Here is a 21,502-nt window from a genome sequence, read left to right on the forward strand (position 1 = left end):
GGCTCGCCCAGGCGCCCGTCCCGGAACTCGCCCGGCTGCGCCGCGAGGCGGTGCGCACCGGTGCGATCGCCGTGCCCGACGGGACGTACACACCGCTCGACGGCGTGCGCGGCGACCAGCTCGACATCGAGACGACCCTGCGGCTGGAACCCGGGGCGGCGGCCCGCCTCGTGGTGCGGGAGAGCGCGGACGGTCCGGAGCGGACCGTGATCGAGGTGTCGCGCGCCGCGGACGGCGCCACCGGCACCCTGCGGCTGCACCGCGAGGCGAGCAGTCTCGACCCGGCCGTCGACTGCGAACCCCGTTACGGGGAACTCCCGTTGAACGGCGACGGCGTGGTGGACCTGCGGGTGCTCGTCGACCACTCCGCGCTGGAGATCTTCGCCAACGGGCGTGCGCTGGCCGCCCGGATCTACCCGACCCGCACCGATGCCCTGGGCGTCGGCATCGCGGCCGTCGGCGCGGTCGCGGTGGAGCGGCTCGACGCCTGGCGGATGGCCTCGGTCTTCGACGGCCCCCGCCCGCTCTGGCCCTGAACGGCCCGACTTTCCCCCATCCTGAGGAGACGATCATGTCCATTTCCCGGCGTGCACTCCTGTCCTCGGCCGGTCTGACGCTGCTGGCCCCCATCGCGGGGGCCGGCCGGGCGTCGGCCGCGCCCCCGGCCGCGGACGCGGCCGGTCACCGAACGGCCTCGCTCTCCGGCGACCTCGCGGCGATACCCGATCCGCTCGGCCTCACCGGCACCTGGTCCCGTACCGGCGACGGCGGACAGCGGGTCGTGACCGGAGCCGAACGCAATGCCGTGGCCCTGTCCGAGCAGCGCATCGCGGCCGTCGCCGGATACGCGGCCCGGATCACCGTCGACCCCGGATCGCCCTACGCGGTCGGTTCGCTGGTGGTACGCGCCACCGATGACGGATCGGCCGGATACGCGGCGAGCATTGACCCCAACCTGCACCGGGTCCGCCTCTACGACCTGGCGACGGGACACGACCTCGTACCACCGGCCCCCGCAGCCCTCGTGCCCGGAACCAGCTATCTCCTCGAAGTGACGGTGGACGGAACGGAGTTGGCCGTCATCCTGGACGGCAAGCAGGTGCTCGCCGCCCGGGACACCGGGTACGAACACGGCGCCGCCGGGCTGCACGCCTACAACGGCACCGTCGTCTTCGGGCCGCCCGGACTGCGCTCCGTCACCACCGACGCCACCGGATGGACCGTTGACGGCGGCACCTGGACCGCCACCACGCTCGGCTGGCACGCACAGGCGCCCGCCGACACCAACTGCCGTGCCCTGTCGTCGACCCGGGTGCACGACACGGCCTACCAGGCCGACGTCAGGATCACCGATCCGTACGCGGTCGCCGCCCTGCTGCTCCGTACCGACACTCAGGGATCATCCGGATACGGCGTCCAGATCGATCCCAACCTGAACCGGCTGCGGCTCTACCGGATCGACGGTGACGTCACCCTCGGAACGCACAGCACCCCCATCGACGTGGGCCAGGTGTACCGGATCCGCGTCGAGGCGGACGGCCCGCGCATCAGGGTGCGCTGGCAGACCGACTTCATCACCCCCGACGGCTACGCCCCGGTCATCACCGCACAGGACGCCGTGCACGGTTCGGGACTGCTCGGCGTGCTGGCCTACAACGGTTCCGTCCTCTTTGAAGGGATCACCAGCACCGGTCTCGTGACGGATCTTCAGGGCTGGTCGACGGTGTCCGGGACCTGGACCCGCGATCTGCGCGGGCTGCGGGCCGAGGGGGCCGAAGCGCTGCGCATCGCACCGTTCCCCGGCGGCGACGTGCTGATCAGCGCGGACATCGGGCTCGCCGGAGCGACCGGCGCGGGACTCGTGGTCCGCGCGGACGCGGCAGGTGTGGGCGGCTACGAGGCCCGGCTCGACGCGAGCGGCGTACGCCTGCTCGACCGCGCCGACGGGGCCGTGATCGGCCGCGCCGCACCGCCCGTCCGGCCCTTCGCGGCGGACGGCACCTACCGGACGGAGATCCACGCCCTCGGCACCGCCGTCACCGTGACCGTGGACGGCGTCGAGGCCGTCACCGCCACCGTTTCCCGTACCGGCGGAAGCGCCGTCGGACTCGCCGCGACCGGCGGCAGGGCCTACTTCCAGGAGGTCAGGGCCCGCACGCCGCGGACGTACTACACGGACACCCACCGGCCCGATTACCACTACACCCAGCTCGCTTCGCACACCAGCGATCCCAACGGACTGGTCCACCACGAGGGCGAATACCACCTCTTCCACCAGGACTCCGGACAGTGGGCGCACGCCGTCTCCACCGATCTCCTGCACTGGCGCGCGCTGCCCGTCGCACTCCCGGTCTCCGACTTCGGCCACACCTGGTCCGGATCGTGCGTGGTGGACCCCGACGACACCAGCGGGCTCTTCGGCGGCCGGGCCGGGCTGATCGCCTACTACACCAGCTACCACCCGGACAGGCCCGGCGGGAACCAGTGTGTACGCGTCGCCTTCAGCAAGGACAGGGGCCGCTCCTGGCAGTGGCACGGCACCGACCCCGTGGTGCAGAACCCCGGCGGACCGGACGGCGGCTGGGACTTCCGCGACCCGAAGGTCGTCCGCGACACCGACCGCGACCAGTGGGTGATGGTGGTCTCCGGCGGCGACCACGTCCGCTTCTTCACCTCCACCGACCTGCTGCACTGGGTGTACCGCTCCTCCTTCGGATACGGCGACTGGGTGACCGGCGGCGTCTGGGAGTGCCCCGACCTGTTCCCACTGCCCGTCGACGGGGACCTGGACCGGGTGCGCTGGGTGCTCGCCCTGTCCACCGGCGCGGTCCGAAGCACCGACGGTTCGGCGGCCGAGTACTTCCTCGGCGACTGGGACGGAACCGCCTTCACCACCACCAACCAGGCCGGCACCCCGCTGCGCGCCGAGGCCGGCCGCGACTACTACGCCGCCATGACCTTCTACGGACTGCCGGACGGCCGGCGCGTCCAACTCGGCTGGCTCAGCAACTGGGACTACGCGTTCAGCGCCCCGACCGGCGCATGGAACGGCCAGCTCGGCATCGCGCGCGAACTGACCCTGACCGGCAAGGGACTTGTCCAGCGGCCCGCCGTCGAGGTCGAGACACTGCGCACCGCAAGCACCACGATCGAGGACGTCACCGTGCGTCCGGGATCCGCCGACCCGCTCTCCGCACTGCGTGGCCGGTCCTACGAGATCCAGGCCGAGATCGCCCTGCCGGGCACGGGCGCCGCGACCGAATTCGGCTTCCGGCTCCGCACCGGGGGAGACCGGCGGACCCTCGTCGGCTACGACGTCGGCACCGGGAAGCTCTTCGTGGACCGCAGTGCCTCGGGCGCCGACGACTTCACCGAACACTTCGCCGGCCGAACCGACGCGGCCCTGCCGCTCGCCACCATTGACGGTGAACGGCGGCTGCAGATCAGGCTGTTCATGGACACCTCCTCGGTCGAGGTGTTCGGCGGCGACGGCCTGGTCACGATCAGCAGCCTGCTCTTCCCCGGACCGGACGACCGGGGCATGGCCTTCTATGCCACCGGAGGCGCGGCCCGCATCGTCACCATGACCGTCCACCGGCTCCGCGATGTCTTCCGAGTGACGGATACCGGCCCCGAACCGGCCGGGGCCCCGCACGGCGGCACCTTCCGCAGCGGCGGACTCGGCGACCTCACCGTCGTACCGGCCGGGCACTGGACGACCACCGGCGCCGGCCGTACCGGGGTCTTCGACCGGGACTCGACCGCCGTCTCCAGCACCGAGTACGGCGATCTGGAACTGACCTCGATCGTCCGCTTCGGCGGCCCCGAAGAGACCGGCGGCGCCGGATCGGTGCTGCTGCGCGCCACGCCCGACACGGCCGACGGATACGCCGTCAACCTCGACCCGAACCTGCGGACAGTCAGGCTCTTCCGCAAGGACGGCGGACGGACGACCGTACTCGCCGAGGCACCCCTGCTGATCCGGGCAGGAGTCAGCCTTCCGCTGCGGATCAGGGCCCGGGGCGGGCGGATCGAGGCGTTCGTCGACGGCCGGCCGGTCATCGATGTGACCGACACCCACCACGCACGCGGCAGGATCGGGCTCAATGTGTTCGGAGGCCGCGCCGCCTACCAGGACACCTTCGTCACCGCACTCTAGGAGACCCCCCCATGCTCGACAGACTCGACCTGCTGGTCATCGGTGAATGCGTCGCCGACATCGTCCGGCTGCCGGGTGAGGCCGATCAGGTCCACCCGGGCGGCAGCCCGGCCAACGTCGCGTACGGCCTGGCACGGCTCGGGCACGGCGCCACCCTGCTCACCCAGCTCGGCCCCGACGACAACGGCCGGCTGATCAGGGACCATCTCGCCGGTGCCGGGGTGGAGGTCCGCACCGACGACGCCACCGCCCCCACCCCGTCCGCCGCCGTCACCCTGGACGGTGCGGGCCGGGCCGCGTACACCTTCGAGATCAGCTGGACGCTCGGCCCGGTCTTTCTGGACCGGCCGCCCCACCACGTCCACACCGGTTCCATCGCGGCGGTGATGGAACCGGGGGCGGCCACCGTCCTCGGCGCCGTCGAGTCGCTGCGGACGTCCGCGACCGTCAGCTACGACCCCAATGTGCGGCCCGAGCTGATGGGGGACCACGACGACGCCGTCCGCAGGGTCGAGCGGTGCGTCGCGCTCAGCGATGTGGTCAAGGCCAGCGACGAGGACCTGGAGTGGCTGTATCCGGGCCAGGAGCCGGGTCAGGTCGCCGAGCGGTGGCTGGCCACCGGCCCGGCGGTCGTCCTCGTCACCCGGGGCAGCGACGGAGCGCTGGCCGTACTGCCCGGCGGACGGGTGACGGTCGACGCGCTGCCCACCGATGTCGTCGACACGGTGGGGGCGGGCGACGCCTTCATGTCCGGCACCCTGCACGCCCTCGCCGCGCACGGACTGCTCGGCGCGGACGGCCGGGAGCGGCTGCGCTCACTGGACCGGGCCCGGGTGACCGATGTCCTGCGGCACGCGGCGGCCTCCGCCGCGGTGACCGTGGCCCGGGCAGGCGCCAACCCACCGGACGGGGCGGAGCTGGAGGCGGCACTGGCCCGAGCCTGAACACGCGACGGTACGTCCGGGTGCCCGGGAGCCCTTCCTCACCCGGGCACCGCCAGATGCGGGCTGCTGTCGTCGTCGAGGAACTCGACGACGGCGAGAGCGAACAGCGCGCACAGTGCGATCCACATGGTGACCAGGCCCGTCGGCCGGTCCCACACCACCAGGACCGCGGCGGCCACCAGGACCACCGTCCAGTTCAGCGGGCGCCTGGCGCGGTGCACCCACCGGCCGACCGGGCCGCCGGTGAAACCGGCCGCGTCCCGTACGGCACCGATGCCGCCGTGCCACATCGCCATGACGCGGCCGGCGGCACGGCCGTCACCGGTGAGCCATGCGGCGAGGGCCACCACGATGCCGAGCGTGACGACCATCCGGACCAGGGCACGCATCCGGCCGACCAGGGCGTCGAAGACCGAACCGGCCGCCGGCTGCGACACCCCGGACGGCAGGCTGTCGAGATAGAACGCGCGGCCCACCCACATGGCCAGGCCGAGCACCGCGGCACCGGCCGCGACCGCGAGCGCCGTCGTGACCAGGGCGCGGCGGCGGCGCACCGCGAGCAGCACCCCGCCCGCGGCCAGCACCAGAGTGACCAACGGCAGCCAGAACCCGATGATCTGGAGGGCCCGGAACCACTTCTTGGCCTTGCCCACCGAGTCGGAGGTCAGCACCGTGAAATCGGTGTGGATCTCGGGGATCTTCGCCGCGACGCCCAGCCCCCGGTCGACGAGTTGTTGTTTCACCCGGTCGATGACCGGTGCGAGGTCGATGGTGACGGTGTCGTCGGTGAGTTCCACCGCCCCGCCCCCGCTGCCGGACAGCGCCTTCACCGTGGCGGACTGGGCGCGCCGGTTGAGGTCGGTCCAGATCGTCGCGAAGGCGTCGCTGGAGACGAACTTCTCCACGGTCCCGTGCACGAAGTCCGAAATGCCCGTGGTGAGGGGGCTGCTCAGCTTCGACAGCGCCTTGTCGAGAGCGGGCCGGTCCGCGGGGGAGATGTCGGCCAGCAGGGCCTTCACATCCAGGTGCTGCATGACGGCACCGGTGACCCGATCGGCCACCGCGGTCTGCACATCGGGGTCGGAGGCGAGCGGCGCCATCATCGCCACATAGTTGTCGGTGTCACCGATCTGGTTCTTCGCCCAGGTGGACACGATGCTCAGCGGCGTGAGAACGGCCGCGACGAGGACGAGCAGAACGGCGAGGAACGAACGGGCCCGTGGCCGGTGCCGGGCCGGGGCGCGCGCCTCCAGCGCAGCCACCCTGGCGCGCAGTGCCTCCAGTTCGGCACCTTCGTCCGGGGGCTTCGACTGATCGTGGTCCGGTTCCATCTCCCCAGGGGATGGCCTGCTGCCGCGCACGGCACGGCGGACTGCTGTGGACGGGTGAACACGGTCACCGTGGCGTGCGGCACCGTTCGGCCCGCCGGAGGTACCGATGACCCGTTCGGCTCATTGGCCGCATCCTCGCCGGGGCTACTGCCGTTCGACAACCGGTAGGCGTGATCGATTACGGAGGAGGGGGCGGACATGACGCGGGTCGACAGGGACGTCGCGGTGACGGGACTGGGACTGGTGACGCCCGCGGGCGCGGACGAGCACACCTTCTGGGAGGGACTGTGTGCCGGTGTGTCCATGGCCCGCGGCTGCGAGGAACTGGCCGGGCTGCCGGTCGACTTCGGCTGCCCGGTGGACGGGATCGATCTGGACGGGGCGGTCGGCGGGCGTGCGGTGTGGCGGATGGCACGGTTCGTGAAGATGGCGCTGGTCGCCGCCCGACAGGCAGTGGCGGACGCCGGTCTGTCGCCGCAGCGGTGGGACGGCGACCGGGTCGCGGTGGTGCTCGGCGTCGGGGTCGGCGGGGTGTCCGTGCTCGTCGACAACGTACGCAGACTCGACGACGGCGGTGCGGACGCGGTGTCGCCGCTCCTGGTCCCGATGATGATGCCCAACGCGGCCGCCGGGGAGGTGGCCATCGACCTGCGGGCCCACGGCCCCAGTCTGGCCCCGGCGACCGCCTGCGCGTCCGGGGCGACGGCGATCGCCGTCGCCCGCGACCTGTTGCTGAGCGACCGGTGCGACGTGGTGGTGGCGGGCGGTGCGGAGGCCGTACTGACCCCGCTGGTGGTGAGCGCCTTCGCGGGGATGGGCGCGCTCTCGCTGCGCACCGGCGACCCCGCGGGGGCCTCGCGGCCGTTCGCCGCGGACCGGGACGGCTTCGTGATCGGCGAGGGGGCCGCCGCGCTCGTACTGGAACGGGCGGCCGACGCGCAGGCCCGGGGCGGCCGGGCGCGCGCCCTGCTGACCGGTGCGGGCTCGGCCACCGACGCCCACCACCCCACCGCCCCGGACCCGGACGGCGGCGGCGCGCGCAAGGCCGTCGAGGCCGCGCTGCGCGAGGCGGGCTGGGCGGCCCACGAGGTCGACCACATCAACGCGCATGGCACATCGACCCCGCTGAACGACGCCATGGAGTCGGCGCTTGTCTCCGGGCTCTTTCCCCACCGGCCGTCGGTGACCGCACCGAAGGGTGTCCTCGGGCACACCCTCGCTGCGGCCGGGGCGATCGAGGCGGTCGCCACCGTACTGACCCTGGAGCACGGCCTCGTCCCGCCGATCGCCAACCTGGACTCGCTGCCGGACGGGTTCGACCTCGACTGTGTGGTCAAGGAACCCCGGATCCAGCCGGTCGAGCGGGCGCTGAGCCACTCCTTCGGCTTCGGCGGACACAACGTCGTACTCGCCTTCCAGCGTGCCGCCGTGGACGGCCCGCCGCGGACGGATCCGGGTGTCCTCGCCATTGCTTGATCGTTATATCTTCATGACCGCAACGATCGACAGCCCCTCCGCAGAACGGTCCACGGACCTCCTCACCGGCGTGCTCCTCGGCGGCAACTTCCGCCGGGAGCACGGTTTTTGGCAGCGGCTGATCAGCACGGAACCCTTCCGCCGCCCGGACCGCCGCACTGCCGAGGAGCGCCTGGCACTCACGTACGAGCGGCTGCGCGTCCTCAACGACTGTCTGGACAGCGGCGCCCGGCTGGCCGCCGACCACCGCGCCCTCGCGGCCCTGCACGAATGGCTCGGCCCGGTGGACCCGGCACTCACCACCGTGGCGGGCATCCACTACAACCTCTTTCTCGGCAGCCTCCTCGACCACGGGGGCGACGGCCACCGCGATCTGTCGGACTTCCTGGGGCTGCGGCGCATCGGGACCTTTCTCTGTACGGAGGTGGCACACGGCAACGATGCCGCGGCCGTCGAGACCACGGCCCAGTACGACCGCGAGCGCGACGGGTTCGTGCTCCGCACACCGCACGCCGGGGCCCAGAAATTCATGCCCAACACCAGTCCGGCCGGCGGCCCCAAGACGGGGCTGGTGGCCGCCCGGCTGCTCGTCGACGGCGCCGATCACGGGGTCTTCCTCTTTCTCGTGCCGCTCACCGACGCCGTTCGGCCCCTGCCCGGAGTACGGGTCCGCAGGCTCCCCACCCGCACGGGCAGCCCGGTGGACCACTGCCTGACCTCCTTCGACCGGGTCTTCGTGGGACGCGCCGCGCTGCTCGGCGGGGACCACGGAAGGATCGGTGCGGACGGGGAGTTCGGCAGCGCCGTCGACAACCGCAGGCGCCGCTTCCTCGCGTCGATCGGACGCGTCACCTCCGGCAAGATCTCGATGACGGCCTGCGCGGTCGGCTCCGCCCGTGCGACCCTCGCCGTCGCCGTCCGCTACGGCGGCCACCGGTACGTCTCCGGCCCCCGGGGCTCGCGCCGGGTGCCGGTGATCGCCCACCGCAGTCACCACGGGCCGCTCGCCTCGGCCATGGCCACCGTCTTCGCGATGAGCCTGCTGCACCGCAGGGCGCTGGACCGCTGGGAACGGGGCGGGCAACGGGAGGAGACGGAGCGGCTGGTCGCCGTCGCCAAGGGGTGGATCACCTGGCAGGCCAGGTCCGTGATCGTCGAATGCCGGGAACGCTGCGGTGCCCAGGCGCTCCTGGAGAACAACGGCATGAGCGAACTGATCACCGGAGTGGAAGGCGCCATCACCGCCGAGGGCGACAATCTGGCCATCCATGCCAAGGCGGCCGCGGAAATGCTTTTCGCCCCCGCACCGGCCGGGCCCGGGGCGTCCCCCGGCGGCGGACCCGGTGATCTCGACGACCCCGGCTTCCTCGGCACCCTGCTCGCGGAACTGGAGCGGATCTGGTTCGGCCGGGCCAGGGAGCGGATGGGCCTCGCACCGCACGGTGACCCGCTGGCACGGTGGAACGCGGCATCCGGGCCCGCCCTGCGCGGCGTCGAGGCACACGCCCACCGGCAGGCGGCCGAGGCGTACGCGGAAGCGGTGGCCGCCCTGCCCGAGGGGCCCGCCCGCGACCGGCTCGGCGAGCTCCAGCGGCTCTTCGCGCTCGACCGGATCGCCGGCAACAGCGGTGATCTGCTGGCGGCCGGCCTGCTGACCGCCGACCAGGTCAACGGCCTGCCGGACCGGGTGGAAGAGCTCATCACCGCGGTCGCCGCCCATCTGCCCGAGCTCGTCGATTCCTTCGCGCTGCCGCCGGAACTGCTTGCCGACTGGCCCATCGCCGGAGCCGACTACGTGGCCGCCTACGACGATCCGGGCGCAGCCTGGCAGCCGGACGGGGGCCGGGCGACGGCTCCCGAGCGGTGAGGGCCACGAGGAAGGGAACAGTTGTGCGGGGGCAGCGGGTGAGGGAGGCGGCCGGGGCCCTCGGGGTACGCGTTGTCCTGCTGGCCTTCTGGGGTACGGCGTCGGTCCTGGCCCGTTGGTGCGGGTCGCGCGGGGAGGACGGTGCCGAATCGGTTCGGCACGAGGCGTAACTGGAGGCACTCCACCGAGTTGATTCGGAGTCGGGACGGTGGCACCGCCCGGCCCCGACAGCCGGACCGAATGATGGAGAGAAGGCCCATGAGAACGATTCACCCCAGGATCACCGAGGTTCTGACACACACCTTCAAAGTGCCCGCCGCCGAGATCCACCCGGGCTCCACGATGGACAGCCTGGAGATGGACTCCCTCGCCGTCGCCGAGTTCGCCGTCCTCATCAGGGAGACGGCCGGCGGTCACCGGGACTTCGACCAGCTCCCCAAGGACGCCACGCTGGCCGACATCTCACGGTTCATCGACGCGGCGGCCGACGACGGGGCGCGGGCGGGCGGCGGGACAGCGATGAGCAACGCCCGATGAACAGGCCGGCCGTCGCCGTCACCGGCCTGGGCATGATCACCCCGGTCGGCAACGACACCGAATCGACCTGGAAGGGTGTGTGCGCGGGCGTGTCACCGGCCCGTACCGTCGCCGAACTCGAAGGATGCGCGATCGACTTCGCCTGCATGGTCGACGGCATCGACCTGGACGCCGCGATCGGCGGCCGTGCGTCCTTCCGCATGGGGAAGTACGTGAAGCTCGCCGTGGTCGCCGCCCGGGAGGCGGTCGCCGACGCCGGGCTCGACCCGGCCCGGTGGGAGGGCGCCCGGGTCGCGGTGGTCGTCGGCACCAGCAGCGGTGGTTCCGCCTCGCTGACCGAGCAGGCGGTCGTGCTCGACCGGCTCGGGGCCAAGGCCACCTCGCCGTCGGGCATCCTGCTCACCATTCCGAACATGCCCGCCGCCGAGATCGCCATCCAGATGCGGGCCACCGGACCCAGCATGGCGCCGTGCACCGCCTGTTCGTCCGGCGTCACCGCGCTGTCCGTCGCCCGCGACCTGCTGGTCACCGGGCAGTGCGACATCGCGATCGCCGGAGCCACCGAGTCGATCGTCTACCCGGTCGCCATGGCCGGGTTCGCCAGGTCCGGAGCCGGGGCCCGGAAGGACGGCGACCCGGCCCGGCTCTGCCGGCCCTTCGCGGCCGACCGGGCCGGACTGGTCATGGGCGAGGGCGCGGCCGTCATGGTGCTGGAACGGACGGAGGACGCCCGGGCCCGGGGAGCGGCCCCACGGGCACTGCTCGCCGGCGCCGGCGCCACCACCGACGCCCACCACCCCATCAGCCCGCATCCGTCCGGCATGGTCGCCCAGGCGGCGGTGGAGGCCGCGCTGCGCGACGCGGGCTGGGCGGCCGAGGACGTCGAGCACGTCAACGCACACGGCACGGCGACCCCGGTCAACGATGCCACCGAGGCCGCCCTCATCGCCCGGGTCTACCCGCACCGGCCGCCCGTCACCGCTTCCAAGGGCGTACTGGGGCACTGCATGGGGGCGGCCGGAGCGATCGAGGCCGGACTCACCGTCCTCACGCTCCAGCGCGGGGTCGTCCCGCCGATCGCCAACCTGGACGCCCCGGCGCCCGAGTTCGACATCGACTGCGTCACCGGGCAACCCCTGCGGCGGCCCATCAGGCGTGCCGTCAGTCATTCCTTCGGCTTCGGCGGACACAACGCCGTGATCGCTCTTCAGCGTCCGTAGGCAGCAGGCAGGTGGTGCGACGGGAACACCGCCCGCCGTACCACCGGCCACACCGCCCGTGAGCGGCGTACCGCCACACCCCGGTCGGCCCTGTTCTCCGCGCTCACGTCCTTGCGAGCGGGCGGACCCGGCACTGCACGGGCCCGCCCCTCACCCGCCGGGTGGCGGTACGCCGCGGTGCGCGAGGTGCGGTCAGCGGCGGCGGCCCCGGCCGAATTCGCCGCCCGTGTCCTTGCCGCCCAGGTCCGTGCCGTCCGCGTAGTCGATCTGCTCCTTGCGGAGCTCGGCGGAGACTTCCTTCTGCTCGGTCACCTTCCTGGTCTCCATCCGTACCCGCTCGACGGGCACGGTCTCCTTGCGCGTGGTGGCACGTTCCGCGTGCAGGGTGACCTCGACATCCTGCTCGCGGATGGCGGGGCGCTCCGCCGTCTTCTCGCCGGGCTGCAGCGGCTCACGGATCAGGCGCACCTCTTCGTGCGTCACGGGCACGGTCCTGGTGACGTTCTCGGTGACGACGTACTTGTGCAGCTTGGCCGTTCCGCTCTCGTACTGCTCGGTGTCGACGTGCAATTGCTCCTCGGACCGGATCATCTCCTCCTTGCCGCCCAGGTCGGCGGAGGACCGTTCGGAGCCCGCCCCGGCGCCGACGAGGGGACGCGAGGTGCCGGCCGCCCCGGTGCCGCGGTGCTTGCCCTGGCCCATGCCGGCCGAGGTGGTACGGGCCGTGCCCGTCCCGGAGGTGGTGTCGCCGGTCATGGCCGTCCGGTCGGACCCGGTGGTGCGTCCGGCACCTGCCGCTCCCGCCGCCCCGGCGGCTCCCATGGCTGTGGTGTCCGTGCCGGACGCCGTCGTGGTGCCCGTGCCCGAACGGTCGCCGAGCTTCGCGGTGGTGTTCCTGGCGAGGCCGTAGTGGTTGTAGAGCTCCTCCTCCTCAGCCACGGACAGATGCGCGTCCGCGTCCACCCGGGGGGCTTCCTTGACACGGTCCTTCGGATGCGAAATGTGCAAGTCGGAGCCCACGCGGCGGGCTCCGGCAAGCGGAACGAAACTCTCCTTCATGCCGAACAGGCCTGTCTTCACCGTTATCCAGTCCGGTCGGCCGGTGTTGTCGTCGACATACACCCGGCCCACAGTGCCGACCTTCTCGCCGTCGGTGTCGTACACCGTCAGGCCGTCGAGCTCTCCGGAATCCGTGAAACCGTCAGCGGCTCCCATGACCGATTCCTCCTCGTCCGGGCGCGTCCTGTGGCTGGGGCCATCAGAGGAGGCGCGTCCGCATTCCATCGCGCCTCACCCGGATGGGCGCTGCAACCTCCCGGGCCGCGGGGGGCCGGCCGCCGCGGGCTCGGCGCTTCGGTGGTGACCGCCTGCCACGGGGGTGGCCGCCCCGTTCCCGGGTTAGGCCGATCGGGTGAAGCGGGGAGGACGTGCGCCGGACACCCGGCCGGGTGCGGTTGCGCGCGGCCGTCGGACCGGGCCCCGCCGACGGCCGTGGCACGGCGTGATCTGCGTGATCACGTACGGCAGGCGATGTGAACACCGGCAACATGCCTTCCTGCCGGTGTTGTCGACCATAGGATCGGCATCGTTCGAACAGGCTGTCGCCCGCGCGGCCCGTCGGGCAGCGGCCACCGGCCCGCGAGCGTCTGGAGATCCCGATGACCGGCACCCCGCACCGCCTGGACCCGGCCGGCGGCTGCCCGCACGCGGACAACGCCATGCTGCTGGCCCGGGGAGCCGTGGCATCCGTCGTGCTCCCCGGCGACGTGGCCGGGATGGCGGTGCTCGGGCACGAAGCGCTCAAGGAGTTCCTCGCCCACCCCGACGTGGCCAAGGGCGCGCACCACTTCACCGAACTGGCCGAGGGCCGCATTCCGGACGGCTGGCCGCTGAAGACCTTCGCCACGGTGCAGGGCATGACCACGGCCGACGGCGACGACCACCGACGGCTGCGCTCACTGGTCGGCAAGGCATTCACCGCACGGCGGGTGGAGGAGCTGCGGCCCCGGATCGAGGCGGTGGCCGCGTCGCTGCTCGACGGTGTCGAGCGGGCCGCCGCCGAGGGCGACGGCACGGTGGAGCTGCGCACCGGGTTCGCCCTGCCGCTGCCGATGGGCGTCATCTGCGAGCTGCTCGGGGTCGAGGCCGAGCACCAGGACCGGCTGCACCACCTGTCCGGACGGGTGGTCGCGACCGATACGGGCCCCGAGGAGGCGGTGGCCGCCAACCGTGAGCTGGTGGCCCTGCTCGGAGCGGTCGCCGCCGCCCGTGCCGCCCGGCCCGGCGACGACCTGACCAGCGCGCTGATCGCCGCCCGCGACGAGGGCGGCGGCCCGCTCGGACAGCACGAACTCATCGGCACCCTGCTCCTGCTGATCATCGCGGGGCACGAGACCACACTGAACCTCATCACCAACGCCGTACGGGCGCTGTGCACCCACCCCGACCAGCTGTCGCTCGTCAGGTCCGGCCGGGCGGGCTGGGCGGACGCGGTGGAGGAGACGCTGCGCTGGGACAGCCCGGTCAGCTACTTCCCGTTCCGCTATCCGACCCGGGACCTCACCCTCGACGGCACCGTCATCCCGCGGGGCACACCCGTGCTCGCCGGTTACTCGGCCGCCGGGCGGGACAAGGCCGCGCACGGACCCGACGCCGACCGGTTCGATGTCACCAGGCCCGCCCGCCGGACCGCCGCCCGGCATCTCTCGCTCGGCCACGGCCCGCACTACTGTCTCGGGGCGCCGCTCGCCCGGATGGAGGCCACCATCGCGCTGGAGCAGCTGTTCAGCCGCTTCCCGGAACTGGAACTCGCCGTCCCGGAGGCCGCGCTGCCCCGCCACGCGGGCTTCGTCGGCAACAGCGCGGGACGGCTCCCGGTGCGGCTGCGCCCATAGCTCCCGCACCGGAGCCCCGTACCTCCGGCGCATATGATCGACGGGCCACGAGCCGACCGTCGACCTGCCGCGCCACCGGGGGTGCCCCATCCGTTCCGTACGCATCCGGCTGCCCGGACAACGCGGTGAACTGCTGGCCCGGCACGAGGACGGTGCGGAGCTGCACCATCTGGTGTGGCGGCTCGGGCCGGGGTGGCGGGTGTGCGGCAGCGCCGTGCTCGGCGGCGGCATCGGCCCGCGCGACTGGATACTCAACGCCCAGGTGCCCGGCGGCTATCCACGCCTGGACCCCGACCGGCACCTCGCCGAGATCGCCGCCGCCGAACACCTCACCGGGCCCGGTGCCGGACTGATGACGGCCGCCGACGTCACCGCGTACACGGTCGCGGCCGACGAGGGCGTGACGGCCACCGCCACCTGCGGACTCGGCGTACGCGGCTGGGCCGCCACCCCGGCGGAAGGCGCCGAGGGGCCGCCGCCCCCGGGCACGATCAACATCGTCGTCACCCTCCCCGTGCCGCTCTCCGACGCCGCACTCGTCAACGCCGTCGCCACGGCCACCGAGGCCAAGGTCCAGGCACTTCTGGACGCCGGGCTCGACTGCTCGGGCACCCCCACGGACGCCGTCTGCATCGCCGCTCCCTCCCCGGGACCCGACCCCGCCGAACCCTTCGCCGGACCCCGCTCCCGGTGGGGCGCGCGACTCGCCAGGGCCGTGCACGCTGCCGTCCTCGAAGGCGCGATGCGGCAATCCTGAGAGATCACAGCGCCGCGAGCCGACCCCGGGCGCGGCCGACGAAGGGAATCCCCCCGATGACATCGAGCGCTGCCGACGCCACCCCGGAGCGGCCGGTCGTCGCCGTTCTCGGTACCGGAATCATGGGATCGGGAATGGCCCGGAGCCTCCTGGGGGCCGGACTCGACGTCCGCGCCTGGAACCGTACGCGGTCCAAGGCGGCCCCGCTCGCCGCCGACGGCGCCACGGTCACGGAGACGGCCGAAGAAGCAGTAAGCGGTGCGGATGTCGTCCTCACCATGCTCAACGACGGCCCCTCCGTCGCCGCCGCGCTCACCGCCGCGTCCGGGGGACTGCGCCCCGGCCAGGTCCTGCTCCAGAGCTCGACGGTCGGGCCCGACGCCACCACCGACCTCGCCCAGCGCGCTGCGGACCTGGGCCTCGTCTATCTCGACGCACCGGTCTCCGGCACCAAACAGCCTGCGGAACAAGGCGCGTTGACGGTCTTCGTCTCCGGCCCTTCCGCAGTCCGCGCGACGGTCGACCCGGTGCTGGACGCGATCGGGCAGCGCACGGTCTGGGTCGGCGAGGCCCCCGGAGCGGCCTCGCGGCTGAAGCTCGTGGTCAACACCTGGGTGATCACCATGGTCAACAACATCGCGGAATGCCTCAACCTCGCGGAAGGGCTGGGTGTCGATCCGCAGACGTTCCTCGACGTCATGAAGGGCGGCCCACTGGACTCCGCCTATCTGCAGGGCAAGTCCGCCGCGGTTCTCTCCGGCGACCTCACCCCGAGCTTCGCCCTGTCCACCGCGCTCAAGGACACCCGTCTCATCCTGGACGCGGCACAGTCGTCGGGCGTGCGGCTGGACCTGGTCGAGGCATCGGCCGACCGTTTCGCGCGCGCCGAGGCGGCGGGACACGGCGGCGAGGACATGATCGCCACCTACTACGCGGGCCGCGCCCCGGAGCAGGACAGCGACTGAGCCCCGCGGACCGGCCCGAGGAGGACGGGACGCCCACGGTACGTCAGCGTCCCCGGACATCGGGCCGGCCGGACAGCAACTCCCGTACCAGGCAACCGACCTGGTCCGTCTCGATCAGGAACCCGTCGTGCCCATGGGGCGACTCCACGATCCTGAGCCGGTCCGCGCCGGGCAGCAGCTGAGCCAATTCCGCCTGCTGCGAGGGGAGATGGAGCCGGTCGGAGTCGACGCCCACGATCAGCGCCGGCATCCGCGCACGGCTCAGCGCGCGGGCGACGCCACCGCGGCCGCGCCCGACATCGTGCCCGTTCATCGCCTCCGTCAGCGTGACATAGCTGCCGGCGTCGAAGCGGTGCACCAACTTGGCGGCGTGATGGTCGAGATACGACTCCACCGCGTACCGCCCGCCGTGCCACGGATGCTCGCCCGGCTGCGCCGAGCCGCCGAACCGGGCCCCGAGATCGGGCTCGCTGCGGTACGTCACATGGGCGATCCGGCGGGCCAGACCGAGGCCCCGGTGCGGGCCCTCACCCGGTGGCGCGTCATGGTAGTGGCCGCCTCGCCACCCCGGGTCGGAGCGGATCGCGGAGATCTGCACCGACCCCCAGGCGATCTGCTCCGCCGACGCGGCCGCGGGCGCCGCAAGCACCAGCAGCGATCCGGTGCGCTCCGGCCGGCTCACCGCCCATTCCAGCGCCCGCATGCCGCCCATCGACCCGCCGATCACCGCGGCCCAGCTGTCGATGCCCAGCGCGTCGGCCAACGCCGCCTCGGCCGCCACCTGGTCACGGATCGTCAGACGGGGGAAGTCACCGCCCCAGCGCGGTCCTTCCGGGCGGCGCGAGGACGGCCCCGTGCTGCCCTGGCAGCCACCGAGCACATTGGGCGCCACAACAAACCAGTGGTCGGTGTCCAGCGCCCTCCCGGGGCCGACCAGCGCGTCCCACCAGCCGGCCGTGGGATGCCCGGGACCCGAGGGCCCCGCCACATGGCTGTCACCGGTCAGGGCGTGCAGCACCAGCACCGCGTTGCTGCCGTCCGGCGCCCGACGCCCCCATGTCTCGTAGGCCATGCGCACCTCCGGCAGCGCACCGCCGGCCTCCAGCGGCAGTGGCCGCTCCAACGGCACCCAGGAGCGGCGGCCGGGCGGATCCCCCTCCCGCCGGCCTCCGGTGGCCGGCGGGAGGGGGAGCGCGGGGGAAGGGGCCGCGCGGTTCAGGACGCCGCCTTCGCCGCCCGGAACCCGGTCTCCAGATCGGCCTTGAGGTCGTCCACGTTCTCCAGGCCCACCGAGAGGCGCACCAGCCCCGCGGTCGCTCCGGTGGCTGCCAGCTGTTCCTCGGTCAGCTGGCTGTGCGTGGTCGACGCCGGGTGGATGATCAGGCTCCGTACATCACCGATGTTGGCGAGGTGGCTGAACAGGCCGACCGCGTCCACGAACCGCTTGCCCGCCTCCACCCCGTCCCGCAGCTCGAACGAGAGCACGGCCCCGGCACCGCGTGGCAGATAGCGGCGACCCGCCTCGTACCACCGGCTCGACGCGAGACCGGCATAGTGCACCGCAGACACCTCGTCGCGTCGCTCCAGCCACTCGGCCAGCGCCAGCGCATTGGCGGTGTGCCGTTCGAGCCGGAGGCTCAGCGTCTCCACGCCCTGGAGCAGCAGGAAGGCGGAGTGCGGGGAGAGTGCGGGGCCGAGGTCGCGCAGCAGCTGGACGCGGAGCTTCACCGCGAAGGCGCCCGGCCCCAGGTCCGGCCAGTAACGCAGCCCGTGGTAGCTCGGGTCGGGGGAGGCGAAGTCGGGGAACCGCCCGGCGTGCGCACCGAAGTCGAACGTGCCGCCGTCCACCACCACACCGCCGATGGTGGTGCCGTGCCCGCCGAGGAACTTCGTCGCCGAGTGGACGACGACATCCGCGCCGTGCTCGATCGGACGCAGCAGATACGGGGTGGGCACGGTGTTGTCGACGATCAGCGGTACCCCGGCCGCGTGCGCGGTGTCGGCGACCGCCCGGATGTCGAGGACGTCGCCGCGCGGGTTGCCCAGTGTCTCCGCGAACAGCGCCTTGGTGTTGGGACGGATGGCCGCGGCCCACGCGGCGGTGTCGTCCGGGTCGTCGACGAAGGTCACCTCGATGCCGAACCGGGGGAGTGTGTGCCGCAGCAGGTTGTACGTGCCGCCGTACAGCGAGGTGGAGGAGACGATGTGGTCCCCGGCGCCCGCCAGCGTCAGCAGGGCCAGCGTCTCGGCCGCCTGGCCGGAGGCGAGTGCCACAGCGGCAACTCCGCCTTCCAGGGCGGCGATCCGCTGCTCCAGGACGTCCTGGGTGGGGTTGTGGATCCGGGTGTAGATGTTGCCGGGCTCGGCGAGCGAGAACAGGTCCGCGGCGTGCTGGGTGTCCCGGAAGACGAACGACGACGTCTGGTAGATCGGCACCGCACGGGCGCCGGTCTCCGGGTCGGGGACGGCACCGGAGTGGATCTGCTTGGTCTCGAACGACCATGCGGGACCGGTGTCCTGCCGGTCGTGGTCCTCGGGGGTCTGGCCTGCGGTGACGGAGTCGACGGGCTGGCTCATGGTGTTCCTCGCACGGTGGTCTCTCGGCGGAAGCGCGGTGTGCCGCTTCCGCGGCGGCGGCACGGTCCGTCGTCTGCGCGGGGCGCGGCGGACGGACCCGGGTGTGGATGTGGGGGGTGAGTGTTGGTTGGGTCAGGCACCGGACGCGATGGCGAACTCCGGTGCCGCGACCTCGTCCGGGCTGAGCAGCACGGAGCGGCGGCCGTCCGGGCCGGCCGGGACGTCGCCGTCGATGGTGACCCGGCGCAGTCTGCGGTCGTGGTCGTGGTCGTGGTCGTCGGAGTCGTCCACGTCGTGGCGCTGGGTCGCGCACGGCGCCGGTGCGGCTCAGCTGCTCAACGAAGCGGGGCGCAGCGGGAGCTGCGGCGACACGCGGCGGACGCGAGGCGTCCCAGATCGACGTGGCGCCGCGAGACGAGAACCGGAGTCGCGGGCATGGCGGTGAGCGTGTCAGCGGCCCCCGCGAGGCGTCAACCGCGCTTCCGTACGCGCACGGGGCCCGCCACGGGCGCGCGGGACCCGGCCGCGCCATCGCCCGCCGCCCCTCGAAACCGCCTCCGACCTGGGCACAGGCATGTTTCGTCCAGCGGTTCGGGGCCGACGGGGGCGCGCTGCCGAGCGGCCCGGTGACGGCGCCGGAATTCATTCGGCCGCAATGTACGGGCATGCGCGACGGGTCGGCCCGGTGGCCGCGGCCTGCCTCGGCCGCAGGCGGACTGTCTCAGCCAAAAACCGTCCCGGCCGGTGTCACTCCTCGACGAGCATCCCGCTGCGGAGCTTCCGCAGAATCCTGCTGATCAACCGCGACACATGCATCTGCGAGATGCCGAGTTCCGCGCCGATTTGGGCCTGTGTCATCTCCTGGCCGAAACGCATGTCGATGATGCGACGCTCACGAGCGTCGAGACAGCCGAGCAGCGGCGCGAGCGCATGCAGATTCTCGACCGTCTCCAGAGCGGGATCCGGACCGCCCAGGACATCGGCGAAGGTGCGACCCGGTGCGTGGCGCCGCCCCGCTTCCGACGGATCGGCCGGCATGTCCAGCGAACCCGCCGCGTACCCGTTGGCCGCCACGATGCCCTCGATGACCTCGTCCTCGCTCAGCCCCAGTTGCTCGGCGAGTTCCGGGACGGTGGGGTCACGGTCGAGTTCCGTGACGAGCGACTCCTTGGTCCTGGCGATGTCGACCCGCAACTCCTGGAGCCGGCGCGGGACATGCACGGCCCAGGTGGTGTCGCGGAAGAATCGTTTGATCTCCCCGGTGATGTACGGAACCGCGAAGGAGGTGAACTCGACCTCGCGGGAGAGCTCGAACCGGTCGATGGCCTTGATCAGTCCGATGGTGCCGACCTGGACGATGTCCTCCATGTCGCCGCCGCCCCGGTTGCGGAACCGTCCGGCAGCGAACCGTACGAGGGAGAGGTTCATCTCGACGAGGGTGTTCCGCGCGTACTGATGGGCGGGGGTTCCCTCCTCCAGGTCCTGGAGACGGCCGAAGAACAGCCTGGACAGTTCGCGCGCGTCGCAAGGGGTGATCTTCCCCGCGTCCTCGATCCACGGCAGCCCGCCGATGTCCCCGGCCGGCACGGCTTCCGGTGTCGGGCGGAGACTCTCCGCTCTCTCCGCACCGGCAGTCCGCGCAGTGTGCGCCGTCATCTCGTCACGCTCCCCTGGTCGTAGCCCATGAGGTGTATGCGCCTGCCCCGGGAGGGAATTCGTATGCGGAAAAGCGGAAGTTGATCAGGTCACACGGCAGCGATTGGCCGGGAATCGTCGTGATCCCCCGTCATATCCCCGCGGACCGGGCGCGTGGGACAACAGAACCGCCCCACCGGTACGGGGGAGCCCGGTGGGGCGGTCGCTCACCAGACTGCCACAGCCGAGGGGCAATGGGGACCGACCGACGCATATCCAGCGGTAGTTGAGTCGAAATCGATGGTGTTCCGACGTCGAGGTCGCACGTTCGGGAGAAAGGCGGCAAATTCACCCAGGAGACGGCTCCGCCGCCCCGACCCGCATGCCCGACGACGGACCCACCGAGGCGGCGGCCTGCCAGGGTCCTGCCGGCGGAACGGCTGCTCGCCCGTCGTTCCGCTGCCTCACGCCCGGTTCTTGAAGCCGAGGCGCTCGGCCGCGATGGACCGACTGCGCGCCGCCGTGACAGCCCCCACCACCGGCATGGCCAGCACGGCCAGGATGACGGGTCCGTAGCCGCCCTCGGACGACACGTCCATCACCACCACCTCGCCCGCGGACAGCGCGGTCCCCACCACGAAGCAGGTCAGACCGCGCAGGGGAGCGGAGCCGAGCATGCGCCGGGGGACGACGGCCAGCACCACGCCCGTCACCAGGCCCAGCGTCGCTCCCACGGCGAGAGAACCCAGTACGGCAACCAACCCCGCCACGGGCCTGTCGAAGGTGCTTCCCTGCGGCCCCCCGAACAGCCCCGCCAGCGCGATCACCGCCCACAGCGCGGCGCAGATCCCGGCCGGGACCGCCCCGGCCCGGATGCCGAACAGCAGCCCTCGCCGCACCACGGCGCCCGACGCTCCCATGTGTTTCCCCCTGCCTGTGCACCGCGCGTCCGCTGTCACCCGAAGCCCGGCCCCGGGCGACGCGCATCAGTGGGGCCGCGACATCTTCGCAGGCCCGCCGGAGCGGTCGGACGGAGCGGTCGGACGGCGCGGTGGGACGGCGCTGTCGGACGGCGCGTCCGCACCCTCAGGGACCCGCTCCCGTACGACATCCTCGGATCCTGCGGTCCTATGTGGGCCA

16 protein-coding genes and 2 pseudogenes are annotated in these 21,502 nt (G+C 72.5%); 10 read left to right on the forward strand and 8 right to left on the reverse strand.

Annotation, left to right across the window (positions count from 1 at the left end):
• From ABZY11_RS28385 to ABZY11_RS28395, 3 genes are all read left to right on the forward strand, one after another.
• A partial coding sequence (locus tag ABZY11_RS28385) for a GH32 C-terminal domain-containing protein (protein ID WP_356481859.1) occupies nt 1–536 on the forward strand: 536 nt, incomplete at its 5' end.
• A 35-nt stretch (nt 537–571) separates the two neighbouring features.
• Nucleotides 572–4,159, forward strand: coding sequence for a GH32 C-terminal domain-containing protein (locus ABZY11_RS28390; protein WP_356481860.1), 3,588 nt, complete (start codon nt 572–574; stop codon nt 4,157–4,159).
• 11 nt (nt 4,160–4,170) lie between these two features.
• The gene (locus ABZY11_RS28395; protein ID WP_356481861.1) at nt 4,171–5,103 is read left to right on the forward strand and encodes a carbohydrate kinase; all 933 of its coding nucleotides are present in this window, start codon (nt 4,171–4,173) and stop codon (nt 5,101–5,103) included.
• 38 nt (nt 5,104–5,141) lie between these two features.
• Here the strand turns inward: ABZY11_RS28395 and ABZY11_RS28400 are convergent, their stop codons facing one another.
• Nucleotides 5,142–6,434, reverse strand: a complete 1,293-nt coding sequence (locus ABZY11_RS28400) for a hypothetical protein (RefSeq protein ID WP_356481862.1) — start codon at nt 6,432–6,434, stop codon at nt 5,142–5,144.
• 198 nt (nt 6,435–6,632) lie between these two features.
• On the opposite strand from ABZY11_RS28400, the gene ABZY11_RS28405 reads away from it, so the two are divergent.
• The 4 genes and pseudogenes from ABZY11_RS28405 (at nt 6,633) to ABZY11_RS28420 (ending at nt 11,534) form a co-directional block, all read left to right on the forward strand.
• Nucleotides 6,633–7,910 carry a beta-ketoacyl-[acyl-carrier-protein] synthase family protein gene (locus ABZY11_RS28405; protein WP_356481863.1) on the forward strand — a complete coding sequence of 426 codons (1,278 nt, stop codon included), beginning with the start codon at nt 6,633–6,635 and terminating at the stop codon, nt 7,908–7,910.
• 13 nt (nt 7,911–7,923) lie between these two features.
• Nucleotides 7,924–9,947, forward strand: a pseudogene (locus ABZY11_RS28410) (acyl-CoA dehydrogenase).
• Between the two features lie 88 nt (nt 9,948–10,035).
• Nucleotides 10,036–10,314, forward strand: coding sequence for an acyl carrier protein (locus ABZY11_RS28415; RefSeq protein ID WP_356481864.1), 279 nt, complete (start codon nt 10,036–10,038; stop codon nt 10,312–10,314).
• A complete protein-coding gene (locus ABZY11_RS28420; RefSeq protein ID WP_356481865.1) occupies nt 10,311–11,534 on the forward strand; it encodes a beta-ketoacyl-[acyl-carrier-protein] synthase family protein in 1,224 nt (407 codons plus the stop codon). The genes ABZY11_RS28415 and ABZY11_RS28420 overlap by 4 nt, the downstream gene beginning before the upstream one ends.
• A 192-nt stretch (nt 11,535–11,726) precedes the next feature.
• On the opposite strand, the gene ABZY11_RS28425 is transcribed toward ABZY11_RS28420, so the two are convergent.
• On the reverse strand, nt 11,727–12,749 hold the full coding sequence (locus ABZY11_RS28425; RefSeq protein WP_356481866.1) for a PRC and DUF2382 domain-containing protein: 1,023 nt from the start codon (nt 12,747–12,749) through the stop codon (nt 11,727–11,729).
• A gap of 443 nt (nt 12,750–13,192) precedes the next feature.
• Here ABZY11_RS28425 and ABZY11_RS28430 point away from each other — a divergent pair, with 443 nt between their 5' ends.
• The 3 genes from ABZY11_RS28430 to ABZY11_RS28440 all read left to right on the forward strand — a co-directional run bounded on the left by ABZY11_RS28430 (nt 13,193) and on the right by ABZY11_RS28440 (nt 16,150).
• Complete coding sequence (locus tag ABZY11_RS28430; RefSeq protein ID WP_356481867.1) at nt 13,193–14,428, forward strand: cytochrome P450; 1,236 nt, start codon at nt 13,193–13,195, stop codon at nt 14,426–14,428.
• A gap of 172 nt (nt 14,429–14,600) precedes the next feature.
• Nucleotides 14,601–15,185 (forward strand): adenosylcobinamide amidohydrolase, encoded by a 585-nt coding sequence (locus tag ABZY11_RS28435; RefSeq protein WP_356481868.1) that lies wholly within the window; start codon nt 14,601–14,603, stop codon nt 15,183–15,185.
• 56 nt (nt 15,186–15,241) lie between these two features.
• Nucleotides 15,242–16,150 (forward strand): NAD(P)-dependent oxidoreductase, encoded by a 909-nt coding sequence (locus ABZY11_RS28440; protein ID WP_356481869.1) that lies wholly within the window; start codon nt 15,242–15,244, stop codon nt 16,148–16,150.
• Nucleotides 16,151–16,193: 43 nt separating this feature from the next.
• Here the strand turns inward: ABZY11_RS28440 and ABZY11_RS28445 are convergent, their stop codons facing one another.
• The 6 genes and pseudogenes from ABZY11_RS28445 to ABZY11_RS28470 all read right to left on the reverse strand — a co-directional run bounded on the left by ABZY11_RS28445 (nt 16,194) and on the right by ABZY11_RS28470 (nt 21,282).
• A complete protein-coding gene (locus tag ABZY11_RS28445; protein WP_356481881.1) occupies nt 16,194–17,369 on the reverse strand; it encodes a homoserine O-acetyltransferase in 1,176 nt (391 codons plus the stop codon).
• Nucleotides 17,366–18,727: a bifunctional o-acetylhomoserine/o-acetylserine sulfhydrylase gene (locus tag ABZY11_RS28450; RefSeq protein ID WP_356481870.1), complete on the reverse strand. Its 1,362-nt coding sequence runs from the start codon at nt 18,725–18,727 to the stop codon at nt 17,366–17,368. The genes ABZY11_RS28445 and ABZY11_RS28450 overlap by 4 nt, the downstream gene beginning before the upstream one ends.
• 132 nt (nt 18,728–18,859) lie before the next feature.
• A pseudogene (locus ABZY11_RS28455) lies at nt 18,860–19,036 on the reverse strand (TauD/TfdA family dioxygenase); the annotation flags it as partial.
• Nucleotides 19,037–19,062: 26 nt separating this feature from the next.
• Nucleotides 19,063–19,164, reverse strand: coding sequence for a putative leader peptide (locus ABZY11_RS28460; protein WP_356481871.1), 102 nt, complete (start codon nt 19,162–19,164; stop codon nt 19,063–19,065).
• 310 nt (nt 19,165–19,474) lie between these two features.
• The gene (locus ABZY11_RS28465; RefSeq protein ID WP_356481872.1) at nt 19,475–20,383 is read right to left on the reverse strand and encodes an RNA polymerase sigma factor SigF; all 909 of its coding nucleotides are present in this window, start codon (nt 20,381–20,383) and stop codon (nt 19,475–19,477) included.
• Nucleotides 20,384–20,826: 443 nt separating this feature from the next.
• Nucleotides 20,827–21,282, reverse strand: coding sequence for a hypothetical protein (locus ABZY11_RS28470; RefSeq protein WP_356481873.1), 456 nt, complete (start codon nt 21,280–21,282; stop codon nt 20,827–20,829).
• Between the last annotated feature and the right edge of the window lie 220 nt (nt 21,283–21,502).

The sequence above is a fragment of the Streptomyces sp. NPDC006510 genome (assembly GCF_040611955.1).
Classification (GTDB): domain Bacteria; phylum Actinomycetota; class Actinomycetes; order Streptomycetales; family Streptomycetaceae; genus Streptomyces.

What these genes read in the sequence shown, in the direction of transcription:
- ABZY11_RS28390 (WP_356481860.1), top strand. Translation starts at nt 572, where the DNA reads ATGTCCATTTCCCGGCGTGCACTCCTGTCCTCGGCCGGTCTGACGCTG.
- ABZY11_RS28395 (WP_356481861.1), top strand. Translation starts at nt 4,171, where the DNA reads ATGCTCGACAGACTCGACCTGCTGGTCATCGGTGAATGCGTCGCCGAC.
- ABZY11_RS28400 (WP_356481862.1), bottom strand. Translation starts at nt 6,434, where the DNA reads ATGGAACCGGACCACGATCAGTCGAAGCCCCCGGACGAAGGTGCCGAA.
- ABZY11_RS28405 (WP_356481863.1), top strand. Translation starts at nt 6,633, where the DNA reads ATGACGCGGGTCGACAGGGACGTCGCGGTGACGGGACTGGGACTGGTG.
- ABZY11_RS28415 (WP_356481864.1), top strand. Translation starts at nt 10,036, where the DNA reads ATGAGAACGATTCACCCCAGGATCACCGAGGTTCTGACACACACCTTC.
- ABZY11_RS28420 (WP_356481865.1), top strand. Translation starts at nt 10,311, where the DNA reads ATGAACAGGCCGGCCGTCGCCGTCACCGGCCTGGGCATGATCACCCCG.
- ABZY11_RS28425 (WP_356481866.1), bottom strand. Translation starts at nt 12,749, where the DNA reads ATGGGAGCCGCTGACGGTTTCACGGATTCCGGAGAGCTCGACGGCCTG.
- ABZY11_RS28430 (WP_356481867.1), top strand. Translation starts at nt 13,193, where the DNA reads ATGACCGGCACCCCGCACCGCCTGGACCCGGCCGGCGGCTGCCCGCAC.
- ABZY11_RS28440 (WP_356481869.1), top strand. Translation starts at nt 15,242, where the DNA reads ATGACATCGAGCGCTGCCGACGCCACCCCGGAGCGGCCGGTCGTCGCC.
- ABZY11_RS28450 (WP_356481870.1), bottom strand. Translation starts at nt 18,727, where the DNA reads ATGAGCCAGCCCGTCGACTCCGTCACCGCAGGCCAGACCCCCGAGGAC.
- ABZY11_RS28460 (WP_356481871.1), bottom strand. Translation starts at nt 19,164, where the DNA reads ATGCCCGCGACTCCGGTTCTCGTCTCGCGGCGCCACGTCGATCTGGGA.
- ABZY11_RS28465 (WP_356481872.1), bottom strand. Translation starts at nt 20,383, where the DNA reads ATGACGGCGCACACTGCGCGGACTGCCGGTGCGGAGAGAGCGGAGAGT.
- ABZY11_RS28470 (WP_356481873.1), bottom strand. Translation starts at nt 21,282, where the DNA reads ATGGGAGCGTCGGGCGCCGTGGTGCGGCGAGGGCTGCTGTTCGGCATC.